Raw genomic sequence first — 15,183 nt, forward strand, 5'->3', positions numbered from 1 at the left:
ATTGAGCAGACAGCAGACAGCAGACAGCAGACAGCAGACAGCAGACAGCAGACAGCAGACAGCAGACAGCAGACAGCAGACAGCAGACAGCAGACAGCAGACAGCAGACAGCAGACAGCAGACAGCAGACAGCAATCTGCACAGCAAAAAACGCCTTCTGCAATGAAGGCGTTCATGTATATGGATTGATGTTTATAATGCGATAGGAACATCGTTTTTAAGTGTATTGTTGTTCATAGCATGAATAGCAGAAACGATAACGGAATAGAATAGACACCTATTTCTGCCTACAGGCAACACATTTCCCCGCCTATCCAGTCACCTCAATAACTCAGGCAGTAGAACCATCGCGTATGTGTACCGGTAGTATCGTTTGATGCGCAATCTCATCAAATTCTCCTTCAATCTCCCGCAATAATACTTCAATAGCGGTACGCGCAATGTCTTCGATCGGCTGGCAGATTGTAGTTAATTGCGGCATCAGTGAAGAGACGATTGTCGTTCCATCATAGCCGATCACTTTCAGATCATCAGGAATCGACATATGGCGAACACCTGCCTCATAAATGACCGAAGCAGCAATCATATCATTACTCGCAAATACGCCATCCACCTCAGGATGTTCATCAAATGCGCGTCGGATGACCGACAGCTGGTGATCGCGATCTAAGGGCAGCTCCAGCTCATATGTATGATGGGGTAGTCCATGCGCTTGCATCAAGTCTTCAAAGGCTTTGCGACGCAATTGCGCAGGCGTTTCCAATTCAGCAGGCCCATTAAAATGCAAAATATGCTTACATCCGCGATCGATTAACCGCTGTGTAGCCAGCTTGCCACCCTCATAATTGTCAGAACTGACGACTGGAATGGTACCCGACAGATAGCGGTCAATCGCCACTACCGCTAGATTGGCTTTTTTATAATTAGAAATGCCGCGGTTATGCGTGCCGACAATAATGCCATCCACCTGATTGCGAATAAGCATTTCAGCATATTGCTCTTCTTTATCAATCTGGTTGAGGCTATTACATAGCAGCACTTTGAGTCCCTGTGCGGCACATAGATTTTCAATATGAAATGTTAGCTCAGCGAAAAAAGGATTCGCAGTCGTTGGCAAAATCAACCCGATCAGATGGGTACGCTTGCTAAACAATGAACGCGCCAGATCGTTTGGAAAATAATTCAGTTCTTCCATCGCGCTCTGCACCTTCATTCGGGTTGCTTCGCTCACATAACCTCGATTGTTCATCGTACGTGATACCGTAGTCGGAGAGACACCGGCGAGTCGGGCGACATCTTCAAGTTTGGCTTTCATGCGGCAATCTCCTTTTTTTGCTCTCATTATACCATTTGCCTATAGGCAACAAAAGGATCGTTCCATCGGTGGAAGAAGGAGAGGGCCATTATAAAAGCAACGAGCATGTGTATAATGAATGAACCTGATGCAACTAACGAATAACTGGCAACTATAACAACAAGCGTTAGCAGATGATTGCGGTTGGTTCATGATCAGTATACATAGGCGAAAAGCAGAATATAACTTAATCGAACCATGAATTGTGTTTTTAAAAGCTCTAATAAATCAACAAAGACAGCAAAGAAGTCTGCTTTCGCACCATCCATCGGACGGAATCGAAAGCAGACTTTTTAAGTTGCATCATTATATTTATACAAGCAAATTTACACAAGCGCCTCATACGGAACTTTCTCAGCAACTTCAATCGTACCGCCGCCCAGACAAACCTCACCATCATAAAATACAACAGCTTGTCCTGGTGTAATCGCCTTTTGCTGTACATCAAACTGCACATGTACATTGCCGTCCTCTTGCCATGTCAGCGTTACACCTTGATCTGGCTGACGATAGCGGAACTTCGCTGCGCATTGCAGCGTTGTTCCTGGTGCTGGTGTGCTGCCATCGATCCAGTTTACACCGGATGCAATCAGCCCAGTCGAGTACATACTTGGATGTGCATCACCCTGAACGACATACAGAATATTGCGTTCCAGATCCTTATCGGCAACAAACCACGGTTGTCCATTACCCGAACCACCAATACCCAGACCTTGACGTTGTCCAAGTGTGTAATACATCAATCCATCATGCTTGCCTTTCACTTCGCCAGTCGCGATATCGACCATATTACCGGAACGTGCTGGCAGGTAGTTGCTCAGGAATTCACGGAAATTACGCTCGCCGATAAAGCACACGCCTGTACTATCCTTTTTCTTCGCTGTATACAGATTCGCTTCTGCTGCAATACGGCGAACCTCCGGCTTCGGCAGATGTCCAATCGGGAACATCGCACGGGAAAGCTGCTGCTGATTCAGCGCATTCAGGAAATACGTTTGATCCTTATTGTTATCAATGCCGCGTAGCAGGGTGAATTGTCCGTCCTGCTCAACTACGCGTGCATAGTGACCGGTAGCTACATAGTCTGCACCTAGATCCAGTGCTTTGTTCAGGAACTCGCCAAATTTGATTTCGCGGTTACACATGACATCTGGATTGGGCGTGCGGCCACGCTTGTATTCGTCGAGGAAATACGCGAATACTTTATCGTAATATTCCTTCTCGAAATTGACCGTATAATAAGGAATGCCGATCTGTTCGCACACGCGGCGGACATCTTCTGCATCGTCCTCAGCGGTACAGTTACCGAACTCGTCGGTGTCATCCCAGTTTTTCATAAAAATACCGATTACATCATAGCCCTGCTGTTTGAGCAGGAGCGCGGTGACCGAAGAATCCACGCCGCCGGACATACCGACTACGACACGGGTTTCGGAGATTGCTTTTGCCATTTGCATATCACATCCTCGTTTAATCAATTTGGATATTTTGCTTCGCAAAAATCCTTTTTTCATTTCAACTCGTGTTAGAAGATCGCTAACACTAGAATTGAACCGGATTGAAGTGCCGGCGGTGCATTGGTTGGCTGCCTTGCACCATAGATGATTACAATTTTCACATATACAGCAAATCCATTTCCCAAACGGTATTCGTTTATGTTACGATAGAATAGAAAAATGATCGGAATACACTGAATTGATGAAAATGCATAGCATATGTGCAACTGCTAATTATAACTGTGATAGTGAAATAAAGCAACAGCAATAAGGCAACAATCGTTCATGATTTTGGTCAAATGAGACGAGGTGCGATAATGAAAATTTCAACTAAAGGCCGTTATGGTCTGACGATTATGATGGAACTGGCATCGCGCTTTGGCGAAGGCCCAACTTCGCTGAAAAGCATTGCCGAAAGAAATCAACTCTCCGAGCATTATCTGGAGCAATTGATTGCTCCGCTGCGTAATGCCGGTCTGGTCAAAAGTATTCGCGGTGCGTATGGCGGATATATTTTGTCCCGTGAACCGGAAGGCATCACAGCGGGTGAGATCATCCGTGTGCTGGAAGGGCCAATTTCCGTCGTAGACTTTACCGATGAGGATGTAGCTGCCAAGCGTCATCTGTGGCTGCAAATTCGCGATGCAATCGCCAGCGTGATCGATTCGACAACGCTGAAGGATCTGATCAGCTATCAGGACGAGGGTGCAGAAGACAATTATATGTTCTACATTTAATAAGTAGCTGTATCATAACAGTGAGTGAATCGTCATAATAGATGAATCTTTAGTGGAATGATGCAGACTGATGATGCTTGGTTGCGAACGCACTAAAGCGTGCTATTGCCCATAGTTGAGTGCTATAGGCATTTGAGCAGTAAGCATTCAAGCTGTATGTAACGGAAGGACCGTAGCCCAGGCGCGGAAACCTTCCGTTTTTTGTTGAATTTTGTGTGATAAATAGATAGGGATATAGAGCATTAGAAAACAGTGTAATGAAATGAATAGAACCGTTTATCTATAACGAATCCAGAATGAAACTATATTTTAATGAAAGACAGGGTGAACTGTAATGACTTCAATCTATCTTGACCATGCTGCCTCCACACCGGTGCATCCAGAGGTAGCACAGGAAATGTTAAATGTAATGACGGGCACGTATGGGAATGCGTCCAGTGTGCATGGCTTCGGTCGTGCGGCGAAGCGTATCGTTAGTGGTGCACGCGATCTAATGGCGGCAAAGCTGGGCTGTCATCCTAATGAGCTGGTGTTCACCGCAGGTGGTACAGAGAGCGACAATATGGCATTGTTCGGTGTGGCAGAAGCGATGAAGGAAAAAGGTCGCCATATCATCACATCCAGCATTGAGCATCATGCCGTATTGCACGCGTGTGAAGCACTGGAGAAGCGTGGCTACGAGGTGACCTATCTACCCGTCGATACACAGGGACTGGTAGGGCTGGATGAGCTGCGTGCCGCTATTCGCTCGGATACGATTCTGATTAGCATTATGTTTGGTAACAATGAAGTAGGAACACTACAGCCGATCAGAGAGATTGGCGAGCTGGCACGCCAGCAAGGTATCCTTTTTCATACCGATGCGGTACAGGCACTCGGTGGTGTGGAGATCAACTGTCATGAGCTGCCGATCGATCTGATGAGCTTTTCCGCTCATAAAATTAATGGGCCTCAAGGAATCGGTGCATTGTATGTACGTCAGGGAACAAGGCTGGAGCCACTGCTGCATGGAGGCTTGCAGGAGCGTAAGCGCCGTGCAGGCACCGAGAATCTGGCAGGTATCGCTGGCTTTGGCAAGGCGGTAGAGCTGGCAACAGATAAGCTGGAGGAGCGCACGACAAGCCTGCATCAGCTACGTGCTGCATTTATCGCGGCACTGACAGAGCAGGCGGGACGTGACGCTTTTGTAATTAATACACCGCTGGAGCAGTCGCTTCCACATATATTGAATATGAGCTTTCCGGGGATCGCGAGTGAGACGATGCTAATGAATCTGGATATGCAGCAGATTGCTGCTGCTAGCGGCTCCGCATGCACATCAGGTTCACTGGAGCTGTCCCATGTTTTACAGGCGATGAAATTACCAGAAAATGTACAACAATCGGCGATTCGTTTTAGCTTTGGACTGGGTAATACTACAGAGGAAATTGAACAAACCGCACAAAAAATTGCAACCATTTTAAAACGGCTGCGTAAATGATGGAAGGGCTCCCCTGTCTGGTGAATAAGGGAGGATAGATGTCGGCTACTGCCACCGGCCGGGCGTAAGGAACCATGCCTTACCCCGCGCAAAATGTGCGCCGAGGAGGTCCTGCAAATGTTGAAGATTCAGAGCATGATCGGACTTGCTGTATTTGACGTAGAAGACGGCAAGCAGCTAGGCAAAATCCACGATTTTATCGTGCATGAGGACTGGTCGGTATATGGCTTCGAGCTGGAAGGCAAAGGGCTATTTTCGCTACAGGTTCGCACGGTCAAATGGGAAGACGTGGTCAGCTTTGGCAGTGATGCCATTATGATTCGTAATCAACAGGCAGTGCGCCAAACGGCGGCTGACGATATCAAGCATACATTCCTTATCGGGAACCGCAAGCTCAAGGAGCTGCCGGTTCTTACCAGTGATGGAGCCATGCTCGGATATGTATCCGATGTTTACTTTAATCCTGAACTGGGTAAAAGCATTACCGGGATCGAAATCAGCGACGGTTTTATTTCCGATCTGATTGGCGGAAGAAAATGGCTTCCGATCAGCGACCAGATCGCCTTTGGTGAAAGCGCCATTATGACGCCGGTAGCAAGCGATCAACGACTGAAGGAATGCCTGTAAACTGTAGCTGGCATAGCGGAGAAACCTTACAGAATCGCTCTGCCTCAGATGCTTAGCAGCATGACGTAGGCTGACTGAATCGATTCTGTAGCTGGAGGAAGCGCCGGGAATGAGGCGCTGCGCCGCAAGGCTGGCTGCCCAAACTTGTAGACGGATAGGGTGAGTGCGGAATGAAATGTCCAAACTGTAGTTCCAAGGATATTGGAAAGATCGGCTCGCATCAATTTTATTGCTGGGGCTGTTTTATTGAATTGACCGTAAATAACGGTAAAATGTCGGTGTACCAGGTGGAAGAGGACGGTACACTTAGCTCGCTGGACGATTTGTTCGTGGAGCATCCAGCTGTAGCGGCTCAGCTTCCTTTGTCCTCCTAGATGAGACGTGGAGCAGAGGCAATTAGTATTCAGCAGGATCGGGGAATACGGCTGTGCAATCATCGCCTTATACATACCATGATAACAGCGGGCTATTGACCCGATTTAGACCTTGACGGTCGATGCGCGCGATTGCTGCGTATCGGCTGCTCCAGGTTTTTTTGCATTCTGAGGCTATACAGTTATTGCTGCCAGCTGCACGATGTAGATGGATCATATGAAGCCCACAGATAGACCGCTGGAGCGCAGTCAGAAAGCGCTTTTCATGCCCGGCTGTCTATGATGCGTGCGATTGACAGAGCCCGATACGCTGGATATACTGATATAGGTTGTTGAAAAATCGTGAACTTCCGCTAAAAGGCTGATTATTCTGGCGGAATTAGGTATCCGGGCATACCTCTTTTTTACCGTCCATTGTCTAATGAACTGCCTACGCTCGCAATGCATTCTCTGATCGTGCAGTATCATAATTAGGGTATCCTTTTGGTGCTATTTACAGACAGCTGGAAGCGGCATAACAAACGGCGACTGTGCTCTGTAGCAACAGATGACAGCAGCAGTGCCTGCTGTACACAGCCTCGGCATAACAAAAAAGGGTGCAGGGAGAAGCCGCTTCAGGAAATACAAGAATACCGTCCCTGATCTATCGACAGGGGCGTTTTTTAGATTCCGGGCCTTACAGGGTTCCCGTATGATGTGGCTGGCTCAGAGTCATGCTCTGGTGTCGCTACGAGAATCTGGTTATACACCGAACAACTGCGTTTGAATGGTCAAACGCTATACTTAAGGAGGCTCGCTATTTATGAAAGCAAGTGAAATTCGTTCCAAATGGCTCGCTTTTTTCGAAAGCAAAGGACATAAAGTAGAGCCGAGTGCACCGCTCGTGCCGATTAACGATCCATCTTTGCTATGGATTAATGCCGGTATGGCGCCGCTGAAGGCTTATTTTGATGGTCGTATCCAGCCGGATAACCCGCGTATTACGAACTCGCAAAAATGTATTCGTACCAATGATATCGAGAATGTCGGCAAAACGCGTCGTCACCATACATTTTTCGAAATGCTGGGCAACTTCTCTATCGGTGATTACTTCAAAGAAGAAGCGATCACATGGGCATGGGAGTTCCTCACAGGTAAGGAATGGATCGGCTTTGATCCAGAGCGTCTGTCGGTAACGGTCTATCCAGAGGATGAGGAAGCATTCAAGCTGTGGAACGAGAAGATCGGTCTGCCAGCGGAACGCATCATCAAGCTGGAAGATAACTTCTGGGATATCGGTGAAGGCCCTTGCGGTCCGTGTACTGAGATTTTCTACGATCGTGGCGATGCTTATGGCGCGCTTGATCCAAATGATCCAGAAATGTATCCAGGCGGTGAAAATGAGCGTTTCCTCGAAGTATGGAACCTTGTATTCTCCCAATTTAACCATAACAAAGATGGTAGCTACACACCGCTGCCTAACAAAAATATCGATACCGGTGCAGGTCTGGAGCGCTTCACTTCCATTTTGCAGGATGTGGATTCCAACTTTGACACCGATCTGTTCCAGCCGATGATTCAAGAAACAGCACGCATCGCAGGTGTAACGTACAAGCAAAACAACGATACCGATGTAGCGCTGAAGGTTATCGCTGACCATATTCGTACCGTAACATTCGCTGTAGGTGATGGCGTATTGCCTTCTAATGAAGGACGCGGCTATGTTATCCGCCGTCTGCTGCGTCGTGCGGTTCGTTACGGAAAAGTGATCGGTCTGGATAAGCCATTCCTGTTCAGCCTGGTGAAAACAGTAGGCGATGTGATGGGCATGTACTATCCAACGGTAGTAGAGCAACGTGATTATATTGAGAAAATTATTCGTACAGAGGAAGAACGCTTCCACGAAACACTGTCTGATGGTCTGAACATTCTGGCTGATCTGAGCCAGCAGGCGAAATCGAATGGACAAACAGCAATTAGCGGTGCTGATGCGTTCAAGCTGTATGACACTTATGGTTTCCCATTTGACCTGACAGAAGATTATGCTCTGGAAAATGGTCTGACGGTAGATCGCGAAGGCTTCGATGCAGCGATGCAAGAGCAGCGTGATCGTGCGCGTGCTGCACGTCAGGATAGCGGTAGTATGAAAGTACAGGGCGGCGTGCTGTCCGAGCTGGAAGCGAAGAGTGAATTCGTTGGCTATGAGCAGCTGACTGTACAATCGACAGTAGCAGCTATCGTTGCAGATGACGCTTTTGTACAGAGTGCTGGCGAAGGTCAGACTGTACAGGTGATTCTTGATGTGACTCCATTCTATGCAGAGAGCGGCGGTCAGGTGAGCGATCTCGGTCTGCTGACTAGCGACAAAGTGGAAGCATCCGTAGAAACACTGTTCAAAGCACCACGTGGTCAATCCGTGCATATCGTAACGATTCGCTCGGGCGAGCTGCATGTTGGTGATACTGTAACGGCACAGGTGGATGCACCTAACCGCAACGATATTATCAAAAATCACACCGCTACTCACTTGATGCACAAAGCGCTCAAGGAAGTGCTGGGTAACCATGCGAACCAAGCAGGTTCACTCGTTGAAGCAGAGCGTCTGCGCTTTGACTTCTCTCACTTTAGCAGTGTAACTCCAGAGGAACTGGCAGACATCGAGCGTCGCGTTAACCAGGAGATCTGGAAAGGTCTTGACGTGGAAATTAGCTATGCTGCTATTGATGAAGCGAAAGCGATGGGTGCAATGGCACTGTTCGGTGAAAAATATGGTGATATCGTACGCGTCGTGAAAATCGGCGATTACAGCATCGAGCTGTGTGGCGGCTGTCATGTGGACAACACCTCACGTATCGGTCTGTTCAAAATCGTTTCCGAGAGTGGTATCGGCTCCGGTGTACGCCGCATCGAAGCGGTAACAGGTCGTCTGGCTTATATGTTCCTCGATAGCCAGCTTGATATCCTGAAACAGGCAGCAGTACAGCTCAAATCGAACGTACATGATGTGCCAAAACGTATCGAAGCGCTGAACCAGCAGGTTCGCGATCTGGGTCGTGAAAACGAATCGCTGCAAAGCAAGCTGAGCCTGATCGAAGCTGGACAATTGACGGATCAAGTCGAGACCGTTGGTAGCACACCACTACTTGCAGCAGAAGTACAGGCACCAAGCATGGATGCACTCCGTGGTCTGGCAGACGAGCTGAAGGTGAAGCTACCAGAAGCGGTACTCGTACTCGGCGCAGCGATTGAAGACAAAGTAAACTTTGTTGTCGTTGTACCAAAGTCCGGCATTGAACGCGGACTGCATGCAGGTAAGCTTGTAAAAGAAGTCGCTGCAATCTGCGGCGGCGGTGGTGGTGGACGTCCGGATATGGCGCAAGCTGGCGGTAAAGACGCATCAAAACTGCGCGAAGCACTTGAAGCAGCGAAGAAGCATGTTGCTTCCGTTTAAGCTATACCAATTGAGTTAAATAGAGGCAACAGGTGAGCGGGCTATATAGCTATAGGAGCATCAAACGCAATATAGCGGCAATCGCCTGCAAAATATTTGGCATTTATGTGATAATACTTTAAAATTCTGTAACTTTTCGATTAGTTTGAACGTAAATATTCCTTGTACATCCCTTGATGTGTTATGATGATAAAGAATCAACATGAACATCAGGGGATTCCATTTTGAGGAAGTGTGTGTTCATACACTATTCCGAAAAAGCGAGGTGTCAGCGAGTGGACTCCATGGACAAAACGGTCAAGTTTAATGTCAAGGGTGATGAGCATGAAAGCTCGTCACAGGAAATACTGCTCACCGTGTATGATGCACTGGTGGAAAAAGAATACAATCCGATTAATCAGATTGTAGGTTACCTCATTTCCGGGGACCCCGCTTATATTCCCCGGCATAATAATGCACGCAGCCTAATCGGCAAAAAAGAGCGGGATGAATTAATTGAAGAGCTGGTCCGTTCCTACCTGGCCAGTCATCGGTAGAGACGGAGCGTAGACACATCATGAAAATATTAGGTCTGGATTACGGAGATCGCCGGATCGGTGTCGCGGTTAGCGATGCGTTTGGCTGGACTGCTCAGGGCGTTGAGGTCATTGATCGCCAGCGTAATACAGCAGTAGACGAACGGATTGCTGAACTCATTCAGGAACACGAGATTAGCGAGATCGTGGTGGGGCTTCCTAAGAACATGAATGGAAGTATCGGTCCCCGTGGTCAAATATGTATCGAATTTGCAGAACATCTTCGGGAATCTGTGCATCTGCCTGTTCACCTATGGGATGAAAGGCTTACAACGATGTCAGCTGAGCGAACTTTGATTGAGGCTGACGTAAGCCGCAAGAAACGCAAGCAGGTCGTTGATAAAATGGCCGCAAGCTTGATTTTGCAAAATTACTTGGATTCTAAAAGTAAAGGGTGAGGGTGGTTAATATGGCGAAGGATCAAAATTTGCTTGAGGACGAACCAGAAATTATTTACATTCCAGATGATGATGGAAATGAAGAGGAATTTGAAGTCATCATGAAATTCGAAGTTGATGGTTCGGACGCCAAATATATGATGGTCGTGCCTATGGAAGCCACAGAGGACGATACTGATGAAGTATATGCGTTCCGGTACGAGGAAGACGAAGATGATCTGAAGCTCTACATCATTGAAGACGAAGACGAGTGGCAGATCGTTGAAGAGACCTTCAATACATTAGTGGCTGAATTGGATGGTGAATAAACCCATGAGTGATCTTTCTGCGAGTAATGTCAAATTATCGTCCAAGTTGCTTGAGGCTTACGGGGTACTGATCGAGTTAACCGATGAGAGCGGCGAGAATGTCGTTTATCGTTTGATCAGCGAATTTGAGACAGAATCAGGTGCCTATGCTGTCCTGCAAAAGGATACAGCATTGCCTGATACCGAAGTCGAAATTTTGAAAATTGTAGACGGTGCGGATGGACATCCGGAGCTGATTACGATTGACGACGACGATGAATGGGAAGACGTAGCTGAATTGTACGACGAGCTGACCTTACCGTTTGAAGATTAATCACGGATTTGTATACGGCAGTTCCATACTGCTACAGTTATGTCTTGAGAAGAGCGGAGCCTATTCCGCTCTTTTTGACTGTCAAAGGAGTTGTTATGTCCATTGCGTAAAAAGGTCAGGACCCTTTTAGGAGTTATTGTTTTGCTGATTATTATCATTGCAGGCGTAGCGATATACGGATGGAATGCGATGCAGCCGACTGCGGCTTCATCTGAGCCTGTTGCTTATACGCTTGCGGAGGGCACGTCAACAGCTAAGCTTGCGGGCGATCTGGAAAGTAAAGGCATCATTCGCAATGACTTCGCGTTTCGAATGTATCTGCGCTGGAACAATGAAGGCAAAGCGTTCAAGGCAGGTGACTATGAATTCACACCTGGCATGACGTATGAGCAGATTGTGACCAAGCTGAACAATGCGGAGGTTGTCGTACCGAAAACGATGAAGTTTACGATTCCGGAGGGATACACCGTTACACAGATTGCCGACAAGCTCAGCAGTGCGGGCTATGTGGATCGGGATGAATTTTTGAAGCTGGTAGATGATCCGTCTCAGTTCAAGCAAGCACGTGATTGGAAGGTACCGACAGGTAATGGCATTTTACATCCGTTAGAAGGCTATCTGTTCCCGGCTACATACGATTTGCCACTGGATAGCACACCGCAGGATGTGATTGCGAATATGCTGGCAGGTACGCGTTCGAATCTGGCGACGATCGATAATTTTGATCAAAAGCTGAAAGCACGAGGTATGACATTGCATCAGCTATTAACCGAAGCATCGCTGATCGAGCGAGAAGTTGTCGTTCCAGATGAGCGTGCAGAGGTGTCAGGTGTTATTAACAACCGGATTAAGCAAGGGATGCGTTTGCAAATTGATGCGACTGTGCAATACGCACTGGGCAAGCAAAAGCAGCGTCTGCTGTACTCCGATCTCAAAATTGACAGTCCATATAATACGTATCTGCACGATGGACTGCCGCCAGGACCGATTGCTAATCCTGGTATTGAAGCGATTAAGGCAGCATTAGAGCCGAAGACATCCGATTATCTATACTATGTAACGAAAAAGGATGGCTCCGGTGGACATCTATTTGCTAAAACCTATGCAGAGCATCAGAAAAATATCGCTGCGAGTAAAGAAACCAGTGCAGCAGGCCAGGCGGAGAGCAGTAATACTTCCGATGAAGCCAATTGATGCGTTAACGAATACACATCCACAGGCAGCGAGCCATTCGCTGCCTTGTGATGCGTGGAGCGTCAGATAATAGAAGATGTGTATCGACCCATACTTAGCAATACGTACAATGATGAAATAACAGCCGTAAGGCTGGGAGGTGCTTGATATGAGTAATAAACCTGAGCTGTTAAGCACAGCTTCTTCGTTGGAGGAGCTACGTGTACTAGCGGAAGCGGGAGCAGACGCTTTTCTAATTGGCGAAGAGCGCTTTGGAATGCGCTTGCCAGGAGACTTTACTTTAGCAGAGATCGCTGAGGCGGTAGCATACAGTCATGATAAAGGCAAGCGTGTGTATGTTGCGGTGAACAATCTGATGACCAATGATATACTGGCTGAACTGCCTGCTTATATCGAAGGTCTGCGCGATGCAGGGGTACATGGTATTGAATTTGGCGATCCGGCAGTGTTGACTACTGTACGCGAGCTGGCTCCAGACCTGCGTCTACACTGGAATGCGGAGATGACCTCAACCAACTCGTCTACTGCAAATTACTGGGGACGCAAGGGAGCGACACGTGTCGTACTGGCACGTGAGCTGAATATGGATGAGATTACTGGTATGACGGACAAGCTGGAAGTGGAAGCACAGGTACAGGTGCATGGTATGACAAATATTTACCATTCCAAGCGTCGCCTTGTGCAGAGCTATATGGCGCATCAGGGACGCCAGGTAGAGGGCGAGCTGGGGCTAACACGTGGACTGTTTCTAATCGAGGCGGAGCGTCGTGATGAAAAGTTCCCGATCTATGAGGACAGTAACGGTACTCATATTATGAGCTCGGAAGATATTTGTATTCTGGAAGACCTGCATCTACTAATGGAAGCAGGCATCCATAGCTTCAAAATCGAAGGGATGCTCAAGCCGATTGCTTACAATGTCGCTGTCGTTCGCGCCTATCGTACCGCGATCGATGCGTATGCTGCTCATGCAGAGGAATACGAGTTCGACGAATCGTGGCTGGAAGAAGTTCGTGAGCTGCAAGACCCTGAGCGTGAGCTGTCGTTTGGTTTCTTTTATAAAGAGCAAGTCTATTAAGATATCATCGTAACAAGATCGAGGGGGAGATCTCCAATGGGAACTACATCCAAACCAATTCATTTTGGCAAAAGATACCGTCTGGATAAGCCGGAGTTGCTTGCACCAGCAGGGAATCTGGAAAAGCTGAAATTTGCTATTCATTATGGCGCTGATGCTGTATACATCGGTGGACAAAAATACGGCCTTCGGTCCAACGCAGATAACTTCAGCTTTGAAGAAATGCGGGAAGGCGTAGAATTCGCGAATCAATACGGTGCTAAAGTATTTGTCGCGACTAACATTTATGCGCATGATGAGGATGTTGATGGCATCGAGGAATATCTGCGCAATCTGGAGGAAGCTGGCATCTCGGCGATTATTGTAGCCGATCCAACGATTATCGAAATTGCTCTGCGCTGTGCACCGAAGCTAGAGGTGCATTTGAGTACTCAGCAATCGACATTGAACTGGCAAGCGGTAAAGTTCTGGAAAGAAGAAGGCTTGCCGCGTGTCGTACTGGGGCGCGAAACTAGCCTGGAAGAAATTGCGGAGATTAAGAAGAATGTGGATGTAGAGATTGAGGCATTTATTCACGGTGCGATGTGTTCTTCCTTCTCGGGACGCTGTGTGCTGTCCAACCATTTTACCGACCGTGATTCTAACCGTGGTGGCTGCTGTCAGTCGTGCCGGTGGAAATACGATCTGTTTGAGGATGCGCGTCCACAGACAGAATGGATCTCGGAAGAAGAAGCGGCAGAGCAGCGTGTACTGGAGCAATTCCAGCTGGGTGTGAATCAGCTTCCATTGTATGAGGAAGGCGATAATCCGTTCTCGATGGGCTCCAAGGATCTGTGTATGCTGGAGGCGATTCCTGATCTGATCGAGGTCGGCATCGATAGCTTTAAGATCGAGGGTCGGATGAAATCGATCCACTATGTGGCGACAGTGGTGAATGCGTATCGTCAGGCGATCGATTCCTACATGGCTGATCCTGACAATTATGAACTCAAGCCAGAATGGCTGGAAGAGCTAAACAAAGCAGCCAATCGTCCGCTGAATACAGGCTTCTTCTACGATACACCGGATCAGGAAGATCATATTTATGAGCCAGAAGATAAGGCGGTTCCTTATGATTTTGCCGGGTTGGTGCTAGATTATGATGAAGCGACAGGTATTGCAACTGTGCAGCAGCGTAATCACTTCAAGCCAGGTCAGGATATTGAGTTCTTCGGTCCGAATGGTACATTTTTCAAGCAGCAGGTCGGCACGATCTGGGATGAAGAGGGCAATGAGCTGGATGCCGCTCGCCACCCCTTGCAAAAGATCCGCTTGAAGGTGGATCAGCCGGTTCGTTATTTTGATATGATGCGTAAAAAGAATGTAAAAGCTGCTCCAAAGACAACGGTAACCGTCTAATGGACAAGCTTGCTGTACGAGAAGGTTTACGTGCATAGTAATCATAAAATATAGATGTAACAGGATTGGGTAGGCACACGTATCCTTCTACATTGTAAAGGCAGAAAACAGTCTTTTTGATAAGCTAAAGCGTAATTTCGCTTAGCCCAAAAGACCTGTTTCCTGCCTTTTTTGTATCATTTACATAACATATAATGATATATTCATGTATTTTCTGAAAAATAATATCGCTTACAAAAGAGATAATAGCCTAAATTATGGTATTATTTAAATCGCAATGTTAGGTTTTTTATAAATAATAGTATAAAAGACCTTACTTTTTCAAAAAAAGAGTTCATTTTTACTGGATAATCGCCGATAATGGAAGCAGAACTATAGCTCTAGGACTCCAGAAGGAGCTCTGACTGAATAAAATAGGGAA

15 protein-coding genes are annotated in these 15,183 nt (G+C 47.3%); 13 read left to right on the top strand and 2 right to left on the bottom strand.

Translation table 11 applies throughout. The annotated features are described in order from the left end of the window. Nucleotides 1-189: a hypothetical protein gene (locus SK066_RS23145; protein WP_407673810.1), complete on the top strand. Its 189-nt coding sequence runs from the start codon at nt 1-3 to the stop codon at nt 187-189. A 142-nt stretch (nt 190-331) separates the two neighbouring features. Here SK066_RS23145 and SK066_RS06320 read toward each other — a convergent pair whose 3' ends face one another. Both SK066_RS06320 and mnmA read right to left on the bottom strand, forming a co-directional pair. After that, nucleotides 332-1,315, bottom strand: a complete 984-nt coding sequence (locus tag SK066_RS06320; protein WP_320544048.1) for a LacI family DNA-binding transcriptional regulator — start codon at nt 1,313-1,315, stop codon at nt 332-334. Nucleotides 1,316-1,680: 365 nt separating this feature from the next. After that, on the bottom strand, nt 1,681-2,805 hold the full coding sequence (mnmA, locus tag SK066_RS06325) for a tRNA 2-thiouridine(34) synthase MnmA (protein WP_320544049.1): 1,125 nt from the start codon (nt 2,803-2,805) through the stop codon (nt 1,681-1,683). A gap of 362 nt (nt 2,806-3,167) precedes the next feature. Here mnmA and cymR point away from each other — a divergent pair, with 362 nt between their 5' ends. The 12 genes from cymR (at nt 3,168) to SK066_RS06385 (ending at nt 14,762) form a co-directional block, all read left to right on the top strand. Beyond that, entirely contained in the window at nt 3,168-3,587 is a 420-nt protein-coding gene (gene cymR / locus SK066_RS06330; RefSeq protein WP_188776133.1) for a cysteine metabolism transcriptional regulator CymR, read from the top strand. Nucleotides 3,588-3,921: 334 nt separating this feature from the next. Beyond that, nucleotides 3,922-5,067: a cysteine desulfurase family protein gene (locus SK066_RS06335; RefSeq protein ID WP_320544050.1), complete on the top strand. Its 1,146-nt coding sequence runs from the start codon at nt 3,922-3,924 to the stop codon at nt 5,065-5,067. 120 nt (nt 5,068-5,187) lie between these two features. Next, complete coding sequence (locus SK066_RS06340; RefSeq protein WP_188776438.1) at nt 5,188-5,694, top strand: PRC-barrel domain-containing protein; 507 nt, start codon at nt 5,188-5,190, stop codon at nt 5,692-5,694. A gap of 170 nt (nt 5,695-5,864) precedes the next feature. After that, nucleotides 5,865-6,068, top strand: a complete 204-nt coding sequence (locus SK066_RS06345; RefSeq protein ID WP_188776135.1) for a hypothetical protein — start codon at nt 5,865-5,867, stop codon at nt 6,066-6,068. A gap of 802 nt (nt 6,069-6,870) precedes the next feature. Continuing rightward, complete coding sequence (gene alaS / locus SK066_RS06350; RefSeq protein WP_320544051.1) at nt 6,871-9,498, top strand: alanine--tRNA ligase; 2,628 nt, start codon at nt 6,871-6,873, stop codon at nt 9,496-9,498. A gap of 275 nt (nt 9,499-9,773) precedes the next feature. Then, on the top strand, nt 9,774-10,034 hold the full coding sequence (locus tag SK066_RS06355; protein WP_188776137.1) for an IreB family regulatory phosphoprotein: 261 nt from the start codon (nt 9,774-9,776) through the stop codon (nt 10,032-10,034). A gap of 20 nt (nt 10,035-10,054) precedes the next feature. Beyond that, complete coding sequence (gene ruvX, locus SK066_RS06360) at nt 10,055-10,471, top strand: Holliday junction resolvase RuvX (RefSeq protein ID WP_188776138.1); 417 nt, start codon at nt 10,055-10,057, stop codon at nt 10,469-10,471. An 11-nt stretch (nt 10,472-10,482) separates the two neighbouring features. Next, on the top strand, nt 10,483-10,779 hold the full coding sequence (locus tag SK066_RS06365; protein WP_188776139.1) for a DUF1292 domain-containing protein: 297 nt from the start codon (nt 10,483-10,485) through the stop codon (nt 10,777-10,779). A 4-nt stretch (nt 10,780-10,783) separates the two neighbouring features. Next, the gene (locus SK066_RS06370; RefSeq protein WP_188776140.1) at nt 10,784-11,092 is read left to right on the top strand and encodes a DUF1292 domain-containing protein; all 309 of its coding nucleotides are present in this window, start codon (nt 10,784-10,786) and stop codon (nt 11,090-11,092) included. Between the two features lie 141 nt (nt 11,093-11,233). Further along, nucleotides 11,234-12,286 carry an endolytic transglycosylase MltG gene (gene mltG / locus SK066_RS06375; protein ID WP_320544052.1) on the top strand — a complete coding sequence of 351 codons (1,053 nt, stop codon included), beginning with the start codon at nt 11,234-11,236 and terminating at the stop codon, nt 12,284-12,286. A gap of 148 nt (nt 12,287-12,434) precedes the next feature. After that, nucleotides 12,435-13,364, top strand: a complete 930-nt coding sequence (locus tag SK066_RS06380; protein WP_320544053.1) for a peptidase U32 family protein — start codon at nt 12,435-12,437, stop codon at nt 13,362-13,364. Between the two features lie 36 nt (nt 13,365-13,400). Next, nucleotides 13,401-14,762, top strand: coding sequence for a peptidase U32 family protein (locus SK066_RS06385; RefSeq protein WP_320544054.1), 1,362 nt, complete (start codon nt 13,401-13,403; stop codon nt 14,760-14,762). Nucleotides 14,763-15,183: the final 421 nt, after the last annotated feature.

The organism is Paenibacillus hunanensis, from assembly GCF_034055775.1.
GTDB classification, from domain to species: Bacteria; Bacillota; Bacilli; order Paenibacillales; family Paenibacillaceae; genus Saccharibacillus; species Saccharibacillus hunanensis.

Excerpts from the sequence above, each read along its gene's own strand:
- SK066_RS06320 (WP_320544048.1), bottom strand. The coding sequence starts at position 1,315 with ATGAAAGCCAAACTTGAAGATGTCGCCCGACTCGCCGGTGTCTCTCCG.
- mnmA (WP_320544049.1), bottom strand. The coding sequence starts at position 2,805 with ATGGCAAAAGCAATCTCCGAAACCCGTGTCGTAGTCGGTATGTCCGGC.
- cymR (WP_188776133.1), top strand. The coding sequence starts at position 3,168 with ATGAAAATTTCAACTAAAGGCCGTTATGGTCTGACGATTATGATGGAA.
- SK066_RS06335 (WP_320544050.1), top strand. The coding sequence starts at position 3,922 with ATGACTTCAATCTATCTTGACCATGCTGCCTCCACACCGGTGCATCCA.
- SK066_RS06345 (WP_188776135.1), top strand. The coding sequence starts at position 5,865 with ATGAAATGTCCAAACTGTAGTTCCAAGGATATTGGAAAGATCGGCTCG.
- alaS (WP_320544051.1), top strand. The coding sequence starts at position 6,871 with ATGAAAGCAAGTGAAATTCGTTCCAAATGGCTCGCTTTTTTCGAAAGC.
- ruvX (WP_188776138.1), top strand. The coding sequence starts at position 10,055 with ATGAAAATATTAGGTCTGGATTACGGAGATCGCCGGATCGGTGTCGCG.
- SK066_RS06365 (WP_188776139.1), top strand. The coding sequence starts at position 10,483 with ATGGCGAAGGATCAAAATTTGCTTGAGGACGAACCAGAAATTATTTAC.
- SK066_RS06370 (WP_188776140.1), top strand. The coding sequence starts at position 10,784 with ATGAGTGATCTTTCTGCGAGTAATGTCAAATTATCGTCCAAGTTGCTT.
- SK066_RS06380 (WP_320544053.1), top strand. The coding sequence starts at position 12,435 with ATGAGTAATAAACCTGAGCTGTTAAGCACAGCTTCTTCGTTGGAGGAG.
- SK066_RS06385 (WP_320544054.1), top strand. The coding sequence starts at position 13,401 with ATGGGAACTACATCCAAACCAATTCATTTTGGCAAAAGATACCGTCTG.